This window comes from Arminella tubonensis (assembly GCF_003240585.1).
In the GTDB taxonomy this organism is placed as follows: Bacteria; Pseudomonadota; Alphaproteobacteria; order Rhizobiales; family Rhizobiaceae; genus Rhizobium; species Rhizobium tubonense.
In genome coordinates this window covers 76223-98479 of record NZ_PCDP01000065.1, presented here as the reverse complement: position 1 = coordinate 98479, position 22257 = coordinate 76223, and the positions used below count along the sequence as shown (strand labels likewise).

Here is a 22257-nt window from a genome sequence, read left to right as displayed (position 1 = left end):
AGGTTCTCCAGATCGGTGCACCCGGCAAATCGGGGTTCGTGCCTTGCCGGTGGTGAGCGGGATCCAAGGCGTCTTGTCAAAAGACGGCGAGCCTGGCCGATCAGAGCGCAGGCCCGGCCGCTCGGTTTCAAAGCAGGTTGGTCTGAACGTCAATGTTGCCATGCGTCGCTTTGGAGTAGGGGCAGATGCCGTGTGCCGCGTCCAGCAGCTCACGTGCAACCTCACGGTCGAGGCCCGGTACGGTGACGTTGAGGCGTGCCCGCAGAAAGTAGGAGCCGTCATCTACGTTCAGATCGATCTCGGCATCGACCGCGACGCCCTCTGGAAACTTGATGCCTCTTTGTGAGGCGGCGACCTCGATCGCTCCGATGTAGCAGGCCGACCATGCGGCGCCAAAGAGCTGCTCGACTGCCGGGTGCGGTTGCGGCAGCTTGATATCCAACTTGCCGTCGCTGCTGCGTGCGGCGCCGTCGCGGCCGCCGGTGATGTGGGTCTTTCCGGTGAATACAAGCTTCTCAGTCATAGCGAAATCCTTTTTGCTCGCCTTAACACGTATCCGATTACCTCGGACGCGATGTAAATAAATGGCGATAGGTGCGATGTCAATATCCTTACGATTTAATCGGATACGATTTATACAAATCCGAGACTTCTTTGCCGCCGAAAGCCCTGAACGGCAGCATCCACCGCTTTGACGAGCCGATCATGCCAGGTATCGTTTGAACCAAGCTAGCGTCCTATCCCAGGCCAGCTTGGCGGCGGCCTCGTCATAGCGGGGCGTCGAGTCGTTGTGGAAACCGTGATTGACACCGGGATAGATGTAGGCTTCGAAGATTTTGCCGTTGGCCTTCAGCGCCGCTTCATAGGCTGGCCAGCCCTCGTTGATGCCAGAATCGAGACCGGCGTAGTGCAGCAACAGCGGTGCGTTGATACTGGGCACCTCCTCCGGCCGCGGTTGTCTCCCATAAAACGGCACTGCCGTACCCAGCTCCGGATAGGCGACAGCTGCAGCGTTCGAAACGCCACCGCCGTAGCAAAAGCCGGTAATGCCAACCTTTCCTGTCGTCACCTCATTCTTCATAAGGAAATCGATCGCGGCAAAGAAGTCGTTCATCAATTGCTGCGGGTCGACCTGCTGCTGCAGTAGCCGGCCTTTCTCGTCATTGCCGGGATAGCCTCCGACGGAACTTAGTCCATCGGGTGCCAGCGCCACAAACCCCGCTTTTGCCAGGCGTCTTGCTACGTCCTCGATATAGGGATTGAGCCCTCGGTTCTCGTGCACCACAACGATCCCAGGCGCTTTTCCCGCGGAAGCCGGGCGGACGCAATAGGCGCGAACATTTCCGTGCCCCTTCGGCGATGGATAGGTGATGTACTCCGGCACGATATCGGGATCGGTGAACTCGACCTGCTGTGCAAGCGCGTAGTTCGGGCTCATGAGACCTAAAATTGCAGCCGCCGTCAGGCCGCCGGCAGCGAACTTGCCGGCTCGCTCGAGGAACTCGCGTTTCGAGATCTTTCCATGCGCGTAGTAGTCGTAGAGCTCAAGCAGCTCCGGGTGAAAATCCTTTGCCGTAAGACGCGTCATGGGGAACTCCTCTCTCGTCTGCATAGTTCAGACTACCGATCTCGTTCTGTTCTTGAACTCACTTTTACGCGACTACTTCAGCGCCGGTGCACCACCCGAAAGTCATCAATCTCCCCTGGCCTCAGCCCAGTCACATCGGAAGGCCAGAACCGGCTTTGAAAAGCCCTTCAGTTTGCGGCGCGTTGCGTGGGCGAAAGGATCAGCGGCGCCATATTCCCGAAGAATGTTTTCCGAAACAAGGATCTGGTCGCTGGCTGCGGCGGCGCCCAATCGTGCAGCAAGTTGCATTGTGGAGCCGAACAGGTCGTTGCTGTCCTCGACGGGCTCCCCCCTATCAAGCCCGATACGAAAATGTATAGGCTCAGGATTTGCCCGGTTGTAACGTTCAAATTCCCCCTGGATCATCCTTGCGCAATCAACGGCTGCGCATGTCGAGGCGAACGTGGCCATGATCCCGTCGCCGGTATGCATTACCTCCCGGCCCGAGCATTGGCCTAGGCACCTGCGCACCACGGCATCATGCGCCCTGATCAGGTCGGTCGCCATCCGGTCGCCGAGACGCGATGTCATCTCGGTCGAGCCGACGATATCGGTGAAGAGGATTGGGCGATGGAGCTTCAGCAGGCAAAGACGGTGCGTGATCCGACGGGCAATTGCACGGAATGTCATACATTGACGACCCAGGCCACAGGACAGAGCTTCGCGCCGGATGCCATTGGCCAGGAGCCGTCTGTTTCTGATCCCCTGGGCTCAGCTTCTTCAAGTCCGTGCCGAGCGGCTGAAATTGAACGAAATATACTCGCACCGGACGAATTGGACGCAGCGCTCGGGACCCGGCAAGTCCACCCCTGGATGCTTCCCGTGGATGGCAATGATCTGTCGGCTTTGCCAGCTATCCCGCCATCGCGTGCTGCGCCTTTGCAGAGCGACGACCCAAATCAGGGCGAGGCAACGGACAAGAATTTCACCGTGATCGATGGCAAGGTCGGAGCCTCGGGCACCGCCGTACTCATCCGGAATGTCACGTATTTTGGACATTCAAAGTTCACCGAGCCGGCGCCCTCGACTGATTTGCGTGAGTTCAGCGTCGACCTGCCAGCCACATGCAACAGGCGATACCTAGCCCGCATTCTTCCGGAGGGGTTCTGCTTTGACCATAGCTGCATTGCATATGCGGAAAAAGGCGAGCTCCTTTACGCCGACGTTTTGTGCAATTGACAGCAGGCATCTCGGTGAAACCGTAAGACACGCCCAAATGACTTGGGCAACAACACTCGGAGATGCTATTTTCGTTCGAGGATACCCGCAAAGAAAAGTGCTCGAAATACACACTGTTTCACTGGGGAATTCGATGGATGCCGTTGGCAAATGGCTAGGTCAACTCGGGCTCGATCACCTTGGCGAGGTGTTCGCCCAATGCCAGGTCGACCTCGACAGCCTCCGTCTCCTTTCGGACAAGGATCTGCAGGAGATGCAGATCCCGCTGGGTCCACGCCGAAAAATTCTGGCCGGCATCAGGCGATTGAACGAGGAAGAGACCAGCAAAATGCCCTCGACCTCAGTCGAGCGCCGTCAATTGACAATCCTGTTCTGCGACCTGGTCGGCTCGACCGAATATGCGGTTCGGCTGGATCCGGAAGACTTCAGCAAACTGACGCGAACTTTTCTGGCGCGTTGCGCCAACGCCGTGAGAAGTCACAACGGGATCGCGGCGAACTATATCGGCGATGCTTTCCAAGCCCTGTTTGGCTACCCCATCGCGGAGGAGGATGACGCGGAACGAGCCATCGAGCTCGCGCTGGATATCATCGGAGTCGTGCCGAAGATCGCGGTGCCCGAGGGGCCGCCGCTGCGGGTTCGCATCGGAATTGCCAGCGGATTGGTCGTCGTGGGGGACTTTCTCGGCGCACCCGCGGGCGTCTCCACGGTCGCCCTGGGGTCCATCCCCAATCTTGCGCAAAGGCTCCAGGCCCTCGCCGATCCGCAAACCATACTGACAGATCAAAAGACCCGCGAAAGTGCCGCCGGCACATTTGAATTTACCGACCTCGGAGCACGATCGCTCAAGGGATTCCCGCATGAGGTGCAGGTTTGGCGGGTCGAGAAGGCGCGCGTTCTCGAAAATCGGTTTGCAAAGCGAACGCGCTTGACCGACCTGGTCGGTCGCCGCTCTGAGATGTCGCAGGCGCTCGATCTCTGGAACAAAGTGGTTGCCGTCCATCGTGGTGAGGCCGTGTTGATCTCCGGTGAGCCCGGGATTGGAAAGTCTCGGTTGATTTTCGAAATCCGCCGCCGCATCCCGCAATGTACCTATCTGACGCTCCAGTGCTCAAGCGCATATTCCAACAGCGCCTTGTTCCCATTCCTTGCGCTCCTCAAACGCTACGCCGGCATAAGCGGCAACGAGCCGGCGCAAGCAAGTCTGGAGAAGCTCGCAGCTATACTCGCGCTCAGCGATGTTCCCCTGTCCGACTCCGTGCCGATATTTGCAGGATTGCTATCGATCGATCAGTCACGCTACCCGCCGTCTGAGCTTACGTCCGTGCGCCAGCGCGGCGTTTCACACAGGATCCTGATTGACTGGTTGCACTCTGTTTCTCGGACCAATCCGGTGCTGCTGTCGATCGAGGATGAGCAATGGATTGACCCGTCTTCGAGCGCTGTTCTGGCGACGCTGATCGGAGAAGCGACATCTGTCCCCATGCTGATCCTGATCACCACCCGCGAAAAACAGCTGCGGACTCCGCCCGAAACCGGAACCGTGCACGAGATCAGGCTGGCGCGCCTGAGTGACGAAGAGGCCAACATACTTGTTTCCAGAATTGCTAAAGGCAAGGGCTTGCCAGATGAAACCAGCGTTTCGGTACTGAACAAGGCTGAGGGCGTGCCGCTCTACGTCGAGGAACTAGCGCGTGCCGCGCTGGAGACAGGGCTTTCTCTCGATCGTGTGGAGCCAGCTTCGCCGGAGCTCGCAGTCGGCGTTCCGAGCTCGCTGCAATCTTCTCTTCTCTCGCGACTGGATAAATTGGGCTCTGGTAAGATCATCGCACAAATTGCAGCCGTCATCGGACGCGAATTTGATCAGGAGTTGCTCGCCCATCTTTGCGGTCTTTCGTCTGCCGCGCTGAATTCCTCGCTACGGCGTCTTGTGGCAGCTGGACTGATTGCAACACAACTGGTGACCGGCAGGCAATGCTACACCTTCACGCATGTGCTGCTGCAAGAGGCTGCGCGCGATACCCTCTTGCGGGAACGCTACCGGGAACTCCACGAAAATGTTGCCCAGGCCATCACGCTCATCCATCCAAAGTTGGCCGCAGAACACCCTGAAGTGCTCGCCCAACACTTTGCCGAGGCGGCGCTGTTTGAGCAATCGGCCGACTATTGGCTGGAGGCTGGGCTCAATATCGGCAAGACATGGGCCAAGGTGGAAGCGGCGAACATGTTTGCCAACGGTCTACAATGCCTTGCCAGGGTGCCCGCTTCGCCTGAACGCGATCAAAGAGCACTGCGTCTTGAGCTGGAACGCGGCGATGTGCTCTACGCCACTTTCGGTTATGTCACCGAGGAGGCGAGCGCTGCCTATAGAAACGTGCTGCGGCTCAGCGAAAAGCTGGAGGATTCCGATGCTCCGATCCGCGCTCTCGATGGGCTGTTCGGCACAGCTTTCAATTCAGCCCGCTTTGCCGACGCAGAGTGGGCAAGCGACCAGCTGCTCGACATCGGCAGGAATCGCGACAATCTCAAAGCACTCGTTCTGGGGCTGCAATTCAAGGGGATGAGCCTTTTCGCGCAGGGTCATCTGGAACAAGCGCGCGACTATCTTGAACAATCACTTCGTTATGAAACCCGGGCGGATGAGATCGGCAGCGACTTCCCGAGCATGACGATGCTTTATCTGTCTTGGACGCTACAACTGATCGGCTCTGATCAGAGAGCACTGGATCTGTACCGCGCTGCGGAACGCAACGCTCGTCAGCATTCCGCCTACAGGCTTGCTGCCTGCCTTGGCAACGGCTGTATTCTGCGGGCCCTTCGAAACGAAATCACGCCCCTTCGAGACATGATTGACGAGTTGATCCCGCTGGCGGAGGAGAATGGATTTCGCATGTGGTTGAACATGGCCTCATTCTTTCACGGCCTGGTGATGGTCCGCAGAGATGGCGATGCAAATGGCCTCGAGAAGATGCGGAAGACCTGTGACAATCTTGGCGAACAGGAGATCGACAAGTCCTGTTATCTGGGTCTGCTTGCGGACTGCTATCTGGAAACGGGCGATATCGCGAGTGCCGCGGCCACGATAGACCAGGCGTTGGAGCTGGTTGGCAATACGGGCGAAAATTACTTCACAGCTGAATTGCTGAGGCTCGATGCCGAAGTGCACCTGCGCGCCAATCCGGCCGCGGAAGATATCGAGGAGCATTTTCGCAAAGCGATCGAGTTTGCCCGCCATCAAGGCGCAGGAATGTGGGAGCAAAAGACGATCGACAGGCTCGCAAATCTATCACGGCCTAAAGGTTGAGACCGTAGCCGGGGCCATTCTCAATCCGGGCTCCAACCAGTCCGGATGTCCTTGCAACTCATGCATTGGGGACCCGATCCGGCGTCAAAGGCGTTTGCCGGTGGCCTTGTCGAAGAGATGAACCGAGGACCGGTCAACCGTGATGACGATATTGTCGCCGTGGCGGATATTGAGCCGATCGCGAAACAGGCACGAAACCGGCTGACCCGCGCAGTCGATCCGGGCGTAAATCTCAGATCCCGTTCCCTCGGCGATGTCGACCTTTCCCTGCATGCCATCGCCGCCGGCGCGAATATGCTCCGGACGAATACCATAGACCAGATCGCGACCGCCAATGTCAGAGGTTGACACGCCGTCCGGCAGCGGCAGGGAGAGACCAGCCGACGAGCGGAAAACGCCCTCTTCGACGTGCCCATCGATCAAATTCATGGCGGGCGAGCCGATGAAGCCGGCAACGAAGAGATTGACCGGTCGATCGTAGAGATCAAGCGGCGTGCCGATCTGCTCGACCAGCCCATCATGCATCACGACGATCTTGTCGGCCATCGTCATGGCCTCAATCTGATCATGCGTCACGTAAATCGTCGTCGTGCCGATCCGCTGATGCATGGCCTTGATCTCGCCACGCATCTGTACCCGGAGCTTGGCGTCCAGATTGGAGAGCGGTTCGTCGAACAGGAAGACCTGCGGATCGCGCACCAGCGCCCGGCCCATGGCGACGCGCTGACGCTGACCTCCGGAAAGCTGGCGAGGATAGCGATCGAGCAGCTTCTCAAGGCCGAGAATGGCCGCTGCCTTCCCGACCCGGCCGGCCGTGTCGCTTGGATCGACCTTCTTCAGCTTCAACGCAAAACCCATGTTATCGGCAACCGTCATGTGCGGATAAAGTGCGTAGTTCTGGAACACCATGGCAATGTTGCGATCTCGGGCCGGCAGATTGCTGACCTCGCGGGCACCGATGCGGATTTCCCCGTCACTCACCTCCTCGAGACCGGCGATCATCCGCAACAAGGTGGACTTGCCGCAGCCGGATGGACCGACGAGGACCACGAACTCGCCATCGGCGATTTCCACGCTGATATCGTGGATGACCTTGATCGCGCCGAAGCGTTTCTGGACGTTCTGTATATTGACCGGTGCCATTGTTGTTCCCTGCCCTGAATGAAGATTAGCCGCCCTTGACTGCACCCGCCGTCAATCCGGCGACAATCTGCTTTTGCGCGAACATGGTCAGCACCAGCACGGGCAAGGTCACAATGAGCGCGGCGGCGGCCAACGGTCCCCAGCTGACCTGTTCGAAGGAAAGCATGTTGTAGACCGCGACCGGGAGCGTTCTTGTCTCGCGGCTCGCCAGGACGATACCGAAGACGAAGTTGTTCCACGAGAAAATGACGGAAAGGATGAAGGCGACGACGATACCGGGCCTGGCGATCGGCAGCGCCACGAGACGGAAAACCTGCCATGGCGTCGCCCCGTCAATACTGGCCGCCTCCTCCAGCTCCATCGGCGTCGTTTCGAAATAGCCGATCATGATCCAGACCACGATCGGCACTGTGACGACGAGATGAATGATGATTTGCGGCCAGAGCGTGCCGAGAAGACCCAACCACTGAAACAGAAGAAAGAGTGGAATGAGGAATGAAAGCCCCGGCGTCATCCGGGCAATCATGATGATCGCCGCGGACTTTTCCGCCTTTAGCCGCGCGATGCCGTAGCCGGCCGGGACGCCGATCAAAAGAGCGAGCAAGGTGGCGCCGCCAGTGACCAGCACCGAATTCCAGAGGTAGAGGAAGAAGCTGTTTTCCTGGAAGACCTTGAGGTAGTTCGACCAGGCTATTCTGTCCGGAATGAAGATGGGAGGATAGGCACCGTTGTCGATCTCATATTTGAGCGAAAGGGAAATCATCCAGAGGAAAAATAGGACTGCAGGCGACACCATTACCAGCGCCACGAAGAAAATCCCGATGCGGTCCAGGGTCTTGCGCTTCATGTCAATGTCCCTCCGCATCCGACCATTTCGCCCGCTGCCGCACCATCAGAAGAACGAAGGAGAGCGCCACGATAAAGATGAAGAACACAACGGCCATGGCCGAGCCGTAGCCGATGTCGTAGTAGGAGAAGGCGGTGTTATAGAGATAGATGTTGATCGTTTCCGAGGCCGTCCCCGGCCCGCCCTGCGTCATCGCATAAATGATGTCGAAGCTCTTGACGGCATCGATGCTGCGGATGATCACCGCGATCATTAAAAACGGAGCGATCATCGGCAGTGTCAGGTAGCGGAATTTTTGCCACGCGTTGGCGCCGTCGATCTCCGCACTTTCATAGGGCTCACGCGGCACCGCCGCCAGACCGCCCAACACAATCAACATCACCAGCGGCGTCCACTGCCAGGTCTCGACGAGAACCAGCGAAGGGATGACGCTGAACTGATTGTAAATCCACTCCTGAGGGCCGATTCCGACGATGGAGAGCAAATAGTTCAGGACACCGAGCTGTGGGTGGAACATCATCGTCCAGACCAGCGCGATGGCAACCGGCGTCGCCATCATTGGCATGACGAAGATGGCGCGCAGAAAGCCGCGCAGTGGAAGTTCCGCATCGAATATCAGGGCGGCCAGGGTGCCGAGAAACAGAGGCGCGATGACGGATAGCGACGTGTAAAGCACTGTGTGCCAAAGCGAACCCCAGAAGCGGGCGTCTACCGCAAGACGCAGATAGTTGTCCCACCCGACGAAGCTTTGTGACTGGCCGAGCGTCCACCGATTAACGCTCATCCACAAGGTGAAAATCCATGGAAAGACGATGACGGCAGCAATCACGACCAAGGCTGGAATGACGAAAGGCCAATAATTGGGAGCAAGCCGTCTGGGCTTGCTCCTGTTTGCTCGCGTATCAGCGGCTGAGGCGTCGTCGATGCTCACCGAGGCCATTATCCCTGCTCGCTCCGCGCCAAGACGGGTTCGAATTGCGCGGTCGCGGTCTTCAGTTCCGCTGCCGGGTCGGCGCCGCCGATCATGTTGGTCAGGCTGACACCGTAGATGTCGCGGAACTCCGTTACCGGGATGATCACCGGCAAAGCGAGCTGCGAGACCTTGCCGGATCCGACCACCGCATCCAGCCATGCGCTTGGCATGGTGACACCCTGGCGGACTTTTTGGTCCTCAAGAACCGACTGGCGGAAGGGCACGCCGGCGCCTGCCTGCAACAGGCGCGCGCCCATCTCGTGCGAGATCACCCATTGGCAGAAGAGATAGGCTGCCTCCTTGTTCTGACTTGCAGAAGTGACGCCGATGCCGTCGCCTGTCGTGGCAGCCGCCTGCGCCTTGGGGCCCTTAGGCATGATGCCATAGCCGACCTGGCCGACGACGCGCGACTTGTCCGGGTTCTCGATCGGCGGCGCGAAGCCGACGCCGTCAAGCCACATGCCGACCTTGCCCTGCAGGAAGGCCGACTGCGCTTCGGCCCAGTTGAAGCCGGAAACGCCCGGAGGTGCGGACTTGGTCATCAGACGTCGATAGAGCGCGGCGGCATCCACCGCTTCCGGTGATGTTGTTCGCAGTTTTCCGTCCGGCCCGATCGGCGTCATGCCGTAGCCGAGCATAAGAGTTGTCCAGACAGGCGTATTGGCGTTCTTGATGCCTCGGGCTGCAAAGCCGTATGTCTTGGCCGAGGGGTCGGTCAGGGCTTCTGCTGCCGTGACCATCTCGTCGAATGTCGTCGGGTAGGCCAGCCCCTTTTTCTCGAAGAGTGCCTTGTTCCAGTAGATGATCCAGTAGTCGACCGAGAAGGGGAGCGAACGCAGGACACCTTGCGGATCCTTGGCGAACTGCATGCCGGCGTCGGCAAAGTCGCTTTCGGTCAGCGACGGATCGGTCAGCGACGGGTCCTTGAGAAAGCCGCTGATGTCGGCAAGCCAGCCACCCTTTTCGAACTGGCGTTTCTGCACGTGATAGCTCAGATGAACGACATCGAAACTTGGTTTTCCGGAGCTGAGCTCTATCGTGGTCTTTTGGCGTTGTTGTTGTTCAGGTGTCGCTTCGGCGTTGACCTTGATGCCGGTCATACCCTCAAATTCACTCAGATATTTGAGGATCGTTTCGCTTCGCGGACTTTTGATCAGGTTGACTTCCAGCGTCGTGCCGGAAAATCGCTTCCAGTCAACGGCAGCCGACGCCGGTCGTATGCCGAGCAGGCCTGCGGCGCCCACGGCTGCGGAAGTGGCAAGAAATGTTCGTCGTGTCGGATTGAACAGAGATGTTGACATGATACTCCTCCTCCTTTTGCGGCCGAAATCTCCTCACCTCGGCCTGTTTATGCAGTGTTCACAATGCCAGCGCGCGGTCCCTTGCGTGATTGATATGCTCGACCAGGCGACTGACGGCATCTTCAACCGAACGTCTCTCGATCGCCTCAAGCACTCTCAGGTGCTCACCCATAACAGGGCCGACGTGCCCGCTGATGCGAAAGCGGTCCTGGCTGATCAAACGCATCTTGATCGAATTGACGCGATAGGCATTCGAAATGATGGTGTTGCCGAGCGCATCAATGAACGCGTCATGCATGCCCCAGTCGACGGCCTGCGCGTGAACCTCCAATTCATGCGAGCCATCGCCGGAGCGTATGGCATCGGCAATATCGCGATGCTGCTTCAAAAGTCCTGCGATGGTTTCGTCGGATGCTGAGTGGGTGAAGAGCGCAACGGCCTCCTTCTCCAAAAAGGCGCGCAACTGAAATGCTTCACGGATGAGCTTTAGATCGATATGGGCAATCTGAAGTCCACGCTGTGGTACGGTCTTTATTAAACCCTCGGCTTCCAACCGCGGGATAAGCTCGCGGATGGCACCGAGGGTCAACCCTGTCAACTCGACCAGCCGTCTCTGCGAAATGAACTGTCCCGGGCGAACATCCCGTGCAAGGAGGTGACGCGTGAAGCTCTCATACGCCTTTTCCCGGAGAGTTGTCTGTTCGCCTGTGCCGTCCATCATATCCCTGCCATCCTGCCGTTTGATCAGGCCGCTTTCGCTCGAAAAAGAGCGTCGAACGCGGCAGCAAGCTTCTCACATCCTTCGCCGGATATCGGAACGAGTGGCGGGCGAACGGCGAGCCAGACATCATCGCCCGTCATACGTGCGATCATGACCTTGACGGCAGGCGTAACCGGATAGTTCAAAAGTTCGCCGACGAAATCTTCGATACGCCCATCGTCGTGACCCTCCTCTGCCATGGCTCTGACCTCGAGCGGCAAGAAGTTGGCAACGCCGGAAATTGCACCCTGGCCGCCGAGCCGGACGCCACGGGCGAGATGGCGCTCGTCACCGATGAGAATGATAAGATCGCCATGCGCCCCTAGCAGCGATTCCGTGTAGGGCCAGTCGCCGGAGGAATCCTTCACGCCGACTACGATTTCCGGAAAGGTCGACCGCAGTCTTCCGATCAGCGAAACCGAAAGGGGCACCATGGTCACGGAGGGAATATTATAGACGATAATATCCCGTGCGCGTGTCCCGAGCAGGGTGAATACCGCCGAGAACCATTTGAAGAGGCCCTCATCGGTGACGTTCTTGAAGTAGGATGGGGGGGCTAGAAGAATGTTGCAAGCGCCCCTTTCCAATGCGTGTCCGGCTTGTGCTGCCGCATCTTCGGCCGCATCGACAAGAACACCGACCACGATTTGATCTGCAGCAATGCCGGCCTCGAGAAATGCCGCAAGCACCCGCTCCCTTTCCTGCGTGCCGACAGAACAGCCTTCGCCGGTTGTGCCGAACAGCGTCACGCTCGAACACCCGGCATCGAGACAACGCCGCGCCTGGACGATCATCGCCTCAAGGGCAATTTTGCCGCCGTCTTCGACAGCGGTGGCAAGCGCCACCGAGAGACCAAACCGCCTGCTCACAAAACATCCTCCATATCCACCATGTCAGATGTAAACCGGTAACATGTTAGTTGTAAATGACCAAATGACAGTTGTTGGTAAAAAACCTCGGGCAGATGCGGACAGTGTCCGTCGCGAGTTGATCTTGGTTTCGGCATACCATAATATAGCACGTGTCATGAGCGTATCGGCAGCTGTTTGGATCCGACGGTGCATGCGGGTACCTGCGGCGTAGTGACTAGGTAACGTGTGCTCCTCGCGGCGTTTTCGCCGTCAATTGAAGATCCGTTGCCTTGCCGGCCCGCCGCGCGACAGCAGTAAAGGACAAGAAATACATGAGCCTATCCGCCCAGCCGATGAAGGTTGCCCGCCCAGAGAAGACGCTTCGCGAACTTGCGCTTGAGAAAATGCGGGAAGCCATCGTCAACACCCATTTCAAAGCAGGCGAGCGGCTGGTGGAACGCGACCTCTGCGACCAACTGGGGGTCAGTCGGACGATTGTTCGCGAAGTGCTGCGCCATCTGGAATCCGAGGGCCTTGTCGCCATCTTGCCAAATCGTGGCCCCATCGTCGCCGAGACCACCCCGCAGGAGGCGCGGCAGATCTATGAAATTCGAGGCGTTCTGGAGGGTATTGCCGCGAAGGCCTGCGCCGAGAGGGCCGACCCAACGGTCTTTCCAGTGCTCGAAGGCGTTCTTGCTCGTATTCGAGCGAGTTATGCACGCAAGAACCTTCCTGACGTTCTAACGGCCACGACCGAATTCTACCAAGTCTTGTTCGAGCACTCCGGTCGTCTCGTCGCGTGGGGTATCGTCAAGTCGATCACAGGCAGGATCAACCATCTGCGGTCACTGACCATCAATACCCCGGGCCGCGACAAGGAAGGCCCTGAACAGATGCAGCGCATCATCGACGCAATCAGGGCCGCCGATGGCGAGGCCGCCTACAGGGCGGCCAATTCCCATGTCGCCAGCGCTTCCGCGATCGCTCAGGAACTGCTCGCCGATACCAAAGGCTGAGGGCTGGCAAAAAGGCTCGGCATCCGTCATCTCAGCAGAAGACGTGTGCGGATGTCGGATCAAAGCCAAGCCACACGGTATCCCCGCGGCCGAGACTGGAGATCGCCTCATGGCCAAAGGGAAGCCGTACCGCGAGTGCATCGCCCTTGTCGGTGCGGGTTGCGACATGCACGTTGTTGCCCAGGAACGTGATGTCGCTGACCGTGACGGCGAGAGCGCCGCTGGCAACGGGCGCCGATCTCATCAGCTGCATCCGCTCCGGTCGCAACATCAGCGCGGCCTTGCCGCCGACAACCGCGTTGCCGTGAACCGGGACGTTGGGTATGATGGTCGTTCCTCCGAGCGAAATGTCAGCCTTTCCATTCGCAGCGGCGAGCATGTTGCAGGGGAGGAAGTCGCTGTCGCCGATGAACTCGGCCACGAAGCGCGTTGCCGGATTGGCATAAAGTTCGGGTCCAGTGCCAATCTGGTCGATGACGCCCTTCGAAAACACAGCAATCCGGTCGGAAAGGCGCAGCGCCTCCTCCTGATCGTGGGTGACATAAAGGATCGTCACCTCGGTTTGCTGATGGATGCGGCGGATTTCGTGTTGTATCTCTTCCCGAAGCTTCTTATCGAGCGCCGAGAGCGGCTCGTCCATCAACAGCACCGGAGGATCGTAGGCCAATGCGCGGGCCAGCGCGACGCGCTGCTGCTGGCCTCCTGACATCTGTGCCGGCTTGCGATCCTCGAAGCCCTCGAGGCGCACGAGCTTCAGCATTTCCTTGACCTTGGCATCGACGTCCGCTTTCGGCCAGCGCCGCACCTTGAGAGGAAATGCGATGTTCTCGCCGACGGACAGATGTGGAAACAGTGTATAGCGTTGGAATACCATGCCGATCTGGCGCTTGTGCGACGGGGTCGACAGCAATGTCTTGCCGCCGAGCAAGATATCTCCGTGCGTCGGCTCCTCGAAACCGGCAAGGATGTAGAGGGTCGTGCTCTTTCCGGAACCGGACGGCCCGAGAAAGGTCAAGAATTCACCTTGCGCCACGTCGAGATTGATGTCGTGCACAGCCGTCACGGGACCGTAGTCCTTTCTAATCGCTTGAATTTGCAGAAAGCGCTTCGTCATGATTTCAATCCTTTGCGAACAACCGCCCCAAGCAGCATCAACAAGACGGTCAGCAGGATAAGAAGGGTCGAGGCGGCGGCGACGACGGGCGTCAGATCCTGCCTCAGCGTTGACCAGACTTTCACGGGGAGGGTCTGGAGGGTCGGACTGGACATGAAGATGGCAACGACGACTTCATCCCAGGATGTCAGGAAAGAAAAGATGGCGGCCGAGAAGAGGCCGTGGCTTATGGCTGGCAGCGTCACCCTGATCTTGGCCTCCAGCGGTGAGGCGCCGCAAAGCACGGCGGCGTCCTCGATGGACTTGTCGAAGCCTTCCAGCGCATTGGTAATCGACAAAATCGACAGCGGAAGCGCAAGAACCAGGTGAGCGATGACGAAGCCTGTCAGCGTGCCGTTGAGGCCGATCTCAAGGAAGAAGGCGTAGAGGGCGACGGCAAGGACGACGACGGGCAAGATCATCGGTGTCAGGAACAGGGCTTTTAGCGCTTCGCGAAAGAAAAAGCGCCCGCGCGTCAGTCCAAAGGATGTCACGAGACCGAGAAGCACGGAGAGCACGGTGACGATCGCTGCGATGCGGAAGCTCGTCCACGCCGATTCCAGCCAGCGCGGATCGGCGAAAAGCTCCTGGTACCATTTGAGCGTCCATCCCGGCGGTGGAAATATCAGCCATTGCGAAGACCCGAAGGAAAGTGCGGCGATGAACAGGATTGGCAGAAGTAAAAACGCCGCCGTCAAGGCAGTGGTGCCCATCAGAACCAGCCTCCACCAGCCAAGCCGATTGTAGTTCAGGAGCACGTCAGCGCCCTCCAAGCCGATTGGAACCGAAGAAGCGAAGCTGGACGGCATAGAGAACCAGCGTCACCACCAGGAGCACCAGCGCGGCGGCTCCGCCCATGCCCCAATTGACCAGGGATTGAACAAACTGGGCGATGAGCTCGGCAAGCATCATGTTCGCAGTCCCACCGAGCAGCGCAGGGGTGACGAAATAGCCGAGCGACATGACAAAGACCATCAAAGCGCCCGCCGCCATGCCTGGAAGCGCAAGCGGCAATAGGACCCGAACAAGACATTGCCAACGGCCGGCGCCGCAAAGAGCTGCCGCCTGCAAGATCGCCGGATCGATTTTTCTGATGACGCCGTAGAGCGGCAGGATGATGAAGGGCAGCATGATATAGGTCATGCCGATCGTGACGCCGGTCAGATTGTTGACGAGCGCAAGCGGTTTGTCGATCAGATGCAGGCCGATCAGGATCTTGTTGATGACCCCTGTTCGTTGCAGAAGCACCATCCACGCGTAGGTCCGCGCCAGAAGGTTCGTCCACATCGACAACAGCAGAATTGCAAAGACCACCGAGGCGATCCAGCCCGGCATGATTACCAGTGCCCAGGCGACGGGAAATCCGATGATCAGCGAGATCACCGTCACCACACCAGCGACGAGGAAGGTGTTCAAGAATATCTTGAGGTAGGTCATGGAACCCAAGAGCGCGACGTAGTTGCCGAAGCCGAGCGAAGGGTCGGTCACGCTGCGTGTCAAGAGAATGACCACGGGCAGGACAAAGAACAGCAACAGCAGCACAAGCGCCGGCAGGGTCAACTTGATATCGTTCGGTCTTTGGACACGCACAACCCTGGATGCGCCCAACGTCTCGGAATCGATCAGCAATGACATAGCTGTCCTTTCTGGAAACAAGTGGCGGCTCTCTGAACGAACGTGGTCGGCGCGCGCCCTGAGAACCCCTGCGAGCCGCCGGGCGTCGGCCCTTTCTGGCCGACGCCCCCTTGCACGGCTGCTACTTTGCCTGCCAGGCGTACCAACGCTCGCCGATCGTGTCGCGATTGGCGGCCCAGTAGTTCATGTCGGCGTTGACCTGGCTCGCGGTCTGCTGGTCAGGCAGAGTCTTGGCCACGGCCGCGTCCATCAGTTTGGGAGAATCGATGTTGACCGGCGCATAGCCTGTCGCTTTTGCCAGATCCGCCTGGGCTGCCGCTGACGTCGCAAGTGCAATAAACTGCATGGCCGCGGCCTTGTTCTTGGCGCCCTTCGGCACGACGAGCGCATCCGCCGCGGTGATGTTCTGCTCCCACGAGGTCTCCACGTTGACGCCGGTCTGGGCAAGAGCGGTCATGCGGCCGTTCCAGACGCTGCCAAATGGCGCCTCGGCGGAGGCCAGGAGCTGCTGCGACTGAGCACCGCCTGACCACCAGACGATATCGGACTTGATCGTATCAAGCTTCTTGAAGGCCCGATCGAGATCAAGCGGGTAGAGCTTGTCGGCAGGCACGCCGTCGGCCAGTAGCGCCGCTTCAATCACGCCGGGAGCAGACCACTTGTAGAACGTGCGCTTGCCGGGAAATTTTGCGGTGTCAAACAAATCCGCCCAGGTCTTCGGGCAGGCTGCAACGGCATCCTTGTTGCACCCGATCACGAAGGAATAATAGAAGCTTCCAACCGAGTAGTCGGTGACGAAACGCGGGTCGAGCTTGGATTTGTCGATGACCGAGAAATCGAGTTTTTCCAGAAGGTCTTTCTGGCCTGCGCGCGCTGCGTAGTCGCCTTCGACGTCGACGACATCCCAAGTCACACCGGCGGCCTCGACCATCGCTTTGATCTTGCCATAGTCGGTCGGACCGTCCTGTAGCACATTGATCCCGGTCTTTGCGGTAAACTTCTCAGCCCAGGCAGCCTTTTGGGCATCCTGTGTCGTTCCGCCCCAGCTCGAAAAGACCAGATCCGCTGCATTGGCGGCAAGCGAGGTACCAACCATCGCAACGATTACCGCCGTCAAACCAATTATCTTCTTCATGTTCCCACACTCCTTTGTTTTTCATGAGTTTATGCTTCGTGACGACTCACCCCTTGGCGATCGCCTCCCAAAGGCGAAAACCTTGCCGGCTTCATGATCTTGTTTTCCGCAAGGTCTATGAGGTCGCGAATTTTGGGCAGGAAGGCCTGCCATGCCGGATCGGCCATCAAGGCAACCCGACGTCTGTCGCGTTCGTCCAGGCTCGCAAACGCCCAGATATGAACGATCTCGTTTACGGGTCCGATCTCGGAGAAGAAATAGCCGACCAGTTCCCCCAGATGTTTCTTCTGGACCGCAATGCCCTCCGCCTCCACCACCTTGAGGTAGGCTGGAACGGCGCCGTTCCTCAGCCGATATGTGCGGATCTCGTAGTACATCATCGTCATCGCATCACGAATGGATCGGGGATCGGATCGTCCGAGGTCCTCAGCCAGATGGTCTTGGTCTTGGTGTAGTCGAGCGCGGCAGCCATGCCGCCTTCGCGCCCTTGGCCAGAAAGCCCGAAGCCACCGAACGGCGCGATCGGCGATACGGCACGATAGGTGTTGACCCAGACGATACCGGCGCGAATCCCTTTCATCAGGCGGTGGGCACGGGTCAGGTTTTGGGTAAAGACGCCGGCAGCAAGGCCGTATCCCGTATCGTTGGCAAGTGTCAGCGCCTCTTCCTCCGTCTTGAAGGACAGGACCGACAGAACGGGACCGAAGAATTCATTGTCGAGAGATGGCGAGGCGATGCCGTCGCAATCGAGAATGGTCGGTGGGTAGTAGAAGCCATCACGGTCCGGGGAGGCCCCGCCGGCAATCAGCCGCGCCCCTGCCTCGATCGAGCTGGCCACCAGCGCTTCGACGCGGTCGCGCTGACGCCTTGTCGCCAGCGGTCCGACTTCGGTTGCCACGTCAAGCGGACTACCGATGCGGATCTTCTCGGCCTTTTGCTTCAAGAGGGCGACGAAGCGATCCTTGATGGCCTCCTCGACGATCAGGCGCGAACCCGCCACGCAGCTTTGACCGGTTGCGGCAAAAATGCCAGCGACCTGTGCATTGGCGGCGCTTTCGAGGTCAGCGTCGGCAAAAACAATGAAAGGGGATTTGCCGCCGAGTTCCAGCGAGATCGAGGCAAGATTTTCCGCCGAGTTGCGCACCACCTGGCGCGCGGTTTCCGGCCCACCGGTAAAGGCGATATGGGCGATCTTCGGATGGCGGCTAAGCGCTGCGCCGCAGGAAGGGCCGAAGCCGGTGATCACGTTGACGACGCCGGGTGGAAAGCCGGCCTCGTCGACGAGCCGTGCAAGCTCCAAAAGCGGAGCAGGTCCGTCTTCTGAAGCCTTGACGACCATGGTGCAACCAGCCGCAAGCGCCGGGCCGATCTTGACGGCCGACAGGAACAGCTGGCTGTTCCAGGGCACCACCATGGCAATCACGCCGATCGGTTCGCGGCGGAGCCAGACATCCATGTCCAGCTTGTCGATCGGCAGATAGGACCCTTCGATCTTGTCTGCGATACCTGCGTAGTAGCGGTAATAGTCCGCGACATAGGCAATCTGCGCGGAGGTCTCGCGGATGATCTTGCCGGTATCGCGCGTTTCCAGCTCGGCGAGCTTACCTGCATGGGCCGCGACCAAATCCGCCAAACGGTAGAGCAACTTGCCCCGCTGGGTCGCTGTCGTCCTTGCCCAGGGACCGTTGTAGAGCGCTTCATGCGCGGCCTTGACGGCGCGGTCGACATCGGCTTCCCGTGCTTCCGGCATCTCTGCCCAGGCGCGCCCCGAGGCAGGGTCAATGCTTTCGAAACAGGCCTCGCCGTCGCTGAATTTTCCGTCGATGTAGCATTGGAACCGCCGCATAGCCCTACTCCGAAAACGCTGGCATGACATGGGCGATGAAGCGCTCAAGCGAAGCCTTCTTGCGCTCGAAGCTCATGCCGGTATCGATCCAGAAGGAATATTCGTCATAGCCCATGGCCTCGTAGCGCTTCAGGCGCGCGATGACCTCGTCGGCCGTACCGACGGCCAGGTTCCGACGCATGATGTCAGGGGAGACGGCTGAATTTGCGGCCATCTCATCTGGGCTCAGCGCCTCGATGAGACCCTGATGGATCGGGCGCTCGTTCTTGAACCAGGCGAAGAAGTAGTTGTAGTAGACACTCATCTCCCGAGCAGCCTGCTCAAGGTCCGTCTCACCGTCGCCAACATAGGTATGCAGCAGCAGCATGATCTTCGGCCGGTCCAAGGACGGGCTCTTGGCACAGGCTGTCTCGAAGCGCTCCATGAGGCTTTCGATTTCGCTGTCGCCGTTCCAAAGCGGCGTAACCTGCACATTGCAGCCATTCGCGACAGCAAATTCGTGGCTGTTGGGATCGCGCGCCGCCACCCAGATTGGCGGATGCGGTTTCTGTAGCGGCTTGGGCGCAGAGGTGGTTGATGGAAACTTGAAGAATTCCCCGTCATGCGCATAGTCACCTTCCCAGATGCCCTTGATCGCCGGGATGAGCTCGCGCATGCGCTGGCCTGCGCCCCAGGCGTCGAGGCCGGGAAGCAGCCGCTCGTATTCGAAGCCATAGGCGCCGCGCGCAATGCCGATGTCGAGCCTGCCTCCGGAGATGATATCGGTCATGGCCGCTTCGCCGGCCAGCTTTATCGGATGCCAGAAGGGCGCGATGATGGTGCCCGTGCCGAGCCGGGCTTGTTTCGTGCGACGCGCGAGGTCGGCAAGATTGATGAACGGGTTGGGAGCAATGGTGAAACTCATGCCGTGGTGCTCGCCCGTCCAAATGGCTGAAAAACCGGCTCTATCGGCAATTTCGCAAAGCTGGGCGAACTCCTCATAAAGTTGCTCGTCGGTCTGACCGGGGTTCAGTCGCTCCATGTGCACAAACAGCGAAAACTTCATGGTCCTACGCCTTTCTGGCAAGCGGATGAATGGTGCCCTGCTTTTCATCGCCGACATAAACGCCGAAGTTGCCAAGCGCGCTTTCCGAGGCGAACCGCTTGAGAAGATCCACCGTTGCCTGGTTGTCCAGCGCATCGAACGGCAGATCGGCTATGGACACGAAGCGACCGGCGCTGGGCTTGGTCTCGCCCGCAGCCGTTCCACGATAGACGATGTGTTGGCGTCGCGAGGACTTGTTCTCGTAGACCGAATAGAGAAAGCCGATCTCGATATTCGGGCTCACGGTTGTCGCAAGATAGTCCTGCAGCGCGGCGATCGGCTCATTGCCCTCGAGTGCGATCTGCGGCAGGCGCCAGCGCTTATCATCCCCGGCGATCAACAGGATTTCGCCGTTGCGTTCGATAACGGCGGAAAGCAGCGGATGGCCATCGGCAGCCGCCGCTACAGCCTCGCGGGCAAGCGCTGGCGTGACGTAACTGCCGCGCGCATAGCCTAGTCCGCTGATAGCACTGTTCTCGAAAGCCTCAACACGGCCGAGCAGGATGACGTGATCACCGGCATCAATGAGGTTCGCCATGGAACAGTCGAACCACGCCGCAACTCCCGAAAGGATTGGCCCGCCATTCGGCCCAATTCTCCACTCGACCGACGCAAAACGATCCTCGACCGGCTTTGCGAATGTGTTGGAGATGGCCATTTGCGTTTCGGCGAGGATGTTGACGGCAAATCCCTTTGCCGTCGACATGGCCGCAAAATTGCGAGAGGTCTTCGCCAGACAGACCAGCAGCAGGGGAGGATCGAGCGAAACGGAGGCAAAGGAATTGGCCGTGAAGCCGATGGGATTTCCGGCAGCATTGCATGCGGTCACGACGGTGACCCCTGTTAGAAATGCTCCAAAGCTATCTCGTAGAGCGCGCGGGTCGAAGGATGCGTTGGTCATTCCGGTTTCTCCTCCCGTGCCAGCCAGTCCTCAACTATAGCGTTCACGGCGTCCGGCGCCGTCAGATTGACCATGTGACGATGCCCATCGATGATGCGGGCCCATCCCTTCGGCGTTGCGTCTGCCATCGCATTTGTCATGTCCGGCGTCGAGTTTGGATCGTGCGAGCCCGTCAGGAAGAGGGCCGGGCAATTCACCTCGCCCCAACGTCCGGCATAGGTTTCATCACCATGAGCGAAGGCGTAGTAGGCCGTGGCATAGCTGTCGGGATCGACAGCCGACAGCCATCCATGGGTCAGGCGGTAAATCGGAGACATTTGACTGCCCTCGCCGAACCAGCGCTGCAACGGCCCATCGACATCGACACTTCCCGCTCGGATCGTTTGAGCACGGGCAATCACTGCCGCCTTGGCGACCGGATTTCGCAGATGAACGCCGTTGAGGAGCGCGACGCGGGCAATGCGACTGCCCAGGGTCACGGCCGCGCCTCCCGAAATCAGCGCGCCCATCGAGTGGCCGGCAAGACTGACGCCATCCAGTGCCAGATCATCTAGAAAGATCTCGAGCCAGTCGACGAAATTCTCAAGGTGCGAACCGGGCGCTAATTTCTCGCTCGCGCCGTGACCGGGCATATCAACGGCGATGACCCGTCTGACTGCGGACAATGCAGCGATTTGTGGAGCCCAAGCCTCCAGCCGCATGCCAACACCGTGGATCAGCACCAGCGGTTCGCCGGCACCCACGGCCGCGTAGGCGGTGCCGTGAGCCGTTCGCGATCGCTCGAAGCGAAGGTCGTTTGGCTGTGTCTGTGTTTCCTGCAGCATCTACTCTTCCCAGAAACAGTCGGTGGAGCTTCAAACGTCAGCCGGATTGGCAACGTCATGCCCAAGATCCTTCAGATCCTGATAGCGATCGCCGATGCGGTGATGTGGGCGCCCGCCGACCGAGGCCCCGAGCGCGATTGCGATTTCGTCCGCGGCAGGCGCATCGGGGACGGCGGTTTGAATCGTCAGGTAGTGCGAACGCCGGCCTTCGTCATTTTTGTCCATCAGGGGGATCATGATTGGTGCATTGGCCGGACCGCGGGTGTTGCAGAAGGCGAGATATGATTTTGCGCCGACCGCCTGACGATAGTGATTGCCGAAACGAAGCGTGTGGATCAAGGCGGAGGCATGCTCGATCTCGCCGTCAAGACCGACCACCGCGGCCTTGCCGTAAGCTTGCACGGCTTCACCCGATCCCACGGCGTCGATGATCATCTTTGTCAACAATTCGCCGAGAACCGGCGCACAAGCGTGGATCTCCGGCTTGAGATCTTCGACATAACCCCTGCCAGCCCATGGGTTCTTAACGACGGCGATCGCCGAATAAAGCTTCAGTGGAAGCAGAGCAGCCTTGCCGCCTTCAATCAGCGTCGTTTCCACTTGCAAAAGCGTTTTGCGAATTTCAATCGGCATAGGATGCTCCACAGCGTTTATTACGTACTATGGTATGCCATAATA

General features: G+C 59.0%; 20 protein-coding genes and 1 pseudogene. 2 read left to right on the top strand and 19 right to left on the bottom strand.

The genetic code is table 11. The annotated features are described in order from the left end of the window. Positions 1 to 127: 127 nt before the first annotated feature. The 3 genes and pseudogenes from CPY51_RS28075 to CPY51_RS28065 form a co-directional block, all read right to left on the bottom strand. Positions 128 to 523 carry an Ohr family peroxiredoxin gene (locus tag CPY51_RS28075; RefSeq protein ID WP_111163505.1) on the bottom strand — a complete coding sequence of 132 codons (396 nt, stop codon included), beginning with the start codon at positions 521 to 523 and terminating at the stop codon, positions 128 to 130. Between the two features lie 180 nt (positions 524 to 703). Further along, entirely contained in the window at positions 704 to 1588 is an 885-nt protein-coding gene (gene yghX, locus CPY51_RS28070; RefSeq protein ID WP_111163504.1) for a YghX family hydrolase, read from the bottom strand. 105 nt (positions 1589 to 1693) lie between these two features. Beyond that, a pseudogene (locus CPY51_RS28065) lies at positions 1694 to 2200 on the bottom strand (adenylate/guanylate cyclase domain-containing protein); the annotation flags it as partial. A 739-nt stretch (positions 2201 to 2939) separates the two neighbouring features. On the opposite strand from CPY51_RS28065, the gene CPY51_RS28055 reads away from it, so the two are divergent. Then, entirely contained in the window at positions 2940 to 6110 is a 3171-nt protein-coding gene (locus CPY51_RS28055) for an adenylate/guanylate cyclase domain-containing protein (RefSeq protein ID WP_111163502.1), read from the top strand. 84 nt (positions 6111 to 6194) lie between these two features. Here CPY51_RS28055 and CPY51_RS28050 read toward each other — a convergent pair whose 3' ends face one another. The 6 genes from CPY51_RS28050 to CPY51_RS28025 are packed head-to-tail and all read right to left on the bottom strand — an operon-like array spanning position 6195 to position 12003. Further along, complete coding sequence (locus CPY51_RS28050) at positions 6195 to 7253, bottom strand: ABC transporter ATP-binding protein (RefSeq protein WP_111163501.1); 1059 nt, start codon at positions 7251 to 7253, stop codon at positions 6195 to 6197. 25 nt (positions 7254 to 7278) lie between these two features. Next, the gene (locus CPY51_RS28045) at positions 7279 to 8100 is read right to left on the bottom strand and encodes a carbohydrate ABC transporter permease (RefSeq protein WP_111163500.1); all 822 of its coding nucleotides are present in this window, start codon (positions 8098 to 8100) and stop codon (positions 7279 to 7281) included. A gap of 1 nt (position 8101) precedes the next feature. Beyond that, positions 8102 to 9040, bottom strand: coding sequence for a carbohydrate ABC transporter permease (locus CPY51_RS28040; RefSeq protein WP_111163499.1), 939 nt, complete (start codon positions 9038 to 9040; stop codon positions 8102 to 8104). Next, positions 9040 to 10374 (bottom strand): ABC transporter substrate-binding protein, encoded by a 1335-nt coding sequence (locus tag CPY51_RS28035; protein WP_111163498.1) that lies wholly within the window; start codon positions 10372 to 10374, stop codon positions 9040 to 9042. The genes CPY51_RS28040 and CPY51_RS28035 overlap by 1 nt, the downstream gene beginning before the upstream one ends. Before the next feature lie 58 nt (positions 10375 to 10432). Then, positions 10433 to 11092: a GntR family transcriptional regulator gene (locus tag CPY51_RS28030; protein WP_111163552.1), complete on the bottom strand. Its 660-nt coding sequence runs from the start codon at positions 11090 to 11092 to the stop codon at positions 10433 to 10435. Between the two features lie 26 nt (positions 11093 to 11118). Continuing rightward, a complete protein-coding gene (locus CPY51_RS28025) occupies positions 11119 to 12003 on the bottom strand; it encodes a dihydrodipicolinate synthase family protein (protein ID WP_111163497.1) in 885 nt (294 codons plus the stop codon). A gap of 314 nt (positions 12004 to 12317) precedes the next feature. Here CPY51_RS28025 and CPY51_RS28020 point away from each other — a divergent pair, with 314 nt between their 5' ends. Beyond that, the gene (locus CPY51_RS28020) at positions 12318 to 13001 is read left to right on the top strand and encodes a GntR family transcriptional regulator (RefSeq protein ID WP_111163496.1); all 684 of its coding nucleotides are present in this window, start codon (positions 12318 to 12320) and stop codon (positions 12999 to 13001) included. Between the two features lie 31 nt (positions 13002 to 13032). On the opposite strand, the gene CPY51_RS28015 is transcribed toward CPY51_RS28020, so the two are convergent. From CPY51_RS28015 to CPY51_RS27970, 10 genes are all read right to left on the bottom strand, one after another. Then, on the bottom strand, positions 13033 to 14115 hold the full coding sequence (locus CPY51_RS28015) for an ABC transporter ATP-binding protein (RefSeq protein ID WP_111163495.1): 1083 nt from the start codon (positions 14113 to 14115) through the stop codon (positions 13033 to 13035). Next, positions 14112 to 14912, bottom strand: coding sequence for an ABC transporter permease (locus tag CPY51_RS28010; protein ID WP_111163494.1), 801 nt, complete (start codon positions 14910 to 14912; stop codon positions 14112 to 14114). The genes CPY51_RS28015 and CPY51_RS28010 overlap by 4 nt, the downstream gene beginning before the upstream one ends. A gap of 1 nt (position 14913) precedes the next feature. Beyond that, entirely contained in the window at positions 14914 to 15789 is an 876-nt protein-coding gene (locus tag CPY51_RS28005; RefSeq protein WP_111163493.1) for an ABC transporter permease, read from the bottom strand. 121 nt (positions 15790 to 15910) lie between these two features. Beyond that, the gene (locus CPY51_RS28000; protein WP_111163492.1) at positions 15911 to 16924 is read right to left on the bottom strand and encodes an ABC transporter substrate-binding protein; all 1014 of its coding nucleotides are present in this window, start codon (positions 16922 to 16924) and stop codon (positions 15911 to 15913) included. 29 nt (positions 16925 to 16953) lie between these two features. Then, positions 16954 to 17301 (bottom strand): NIPSNAP family protein, encoded by a 348-nt coding sequence (locus CPY51_RS27995; protein ID WP_111163551.1) that lies wholly within the window; start codon positions 17299 to 17301, stop codon positions 16954 to 16956. Between the two features lie 5 nt (positions 17302 to 17306). Beyond that, positions 17307 to 18770 (bottom strand): aldehyde dehydrogenase, encoded by a 1464-nt coding sequence (locus tag CPY51_RS27990; RefSeq protein WP_111163491.1) that lies wholly within the window; start codon positions 18768 to 18770, stop codon positions 17307 to 17309. A gap of 4 nt (positions 18771 to 18774) precedes the next feature. Then, complete coding sequence (locus CPY51_RS27985) at positions 18775 to 19815, bottom strand: LLM class flavin-dependent oxidoreductase (protein WP_111163490.1); 1041 nt, start codon at positions 19813 to 19815, stop codon at positions 18775 to 18777. Positions 19816 to 19819: 4 nt separating this feature from the next. Then, positions 19820 to 20755 carry a flavin reductase family protein gene (locus tag CPY51_RS27980; protein ID WP_111163489.1) on the bottom strand — a complete coding sequence of 312 codons (936 nt, stop codon included), beginning with the start codon at positions 20753 to 20755 and terminating at the stop codon, positions 19820 to 19822. Next, complete coding sequence (locus tag CPY51_RS27975; RefSeq protein ID WP_111163488.1) at positions 20752 to 21579, bottom strand: alpha/beta fold hydrolase; 828 nt, start codon at positions 21577 to 21579, stop codon at positions 20752 to 20754. Before CPY51_RS27975 ends, CPY51_RS27980 begins: the two co-directional genes overlap by 4 nt. 30 nt (positions 21580 to 21609) lie before the next feature. Beyond that, the gene (locus CPY51_RS27970; RefSeq protein ID WP_111163487.1) at positions 21610 to 22212 is read right to left on the bottom strand and encodes an amino acid synthesis family protein; all 603 of its coding nucleotides are present in this window, start codon (positions 22210 to 22212) and stop codon (positions 21610 to 21612) included. Between the last annotated feature and the right edge of the window lie 45 nt (positions 22213 to 22257).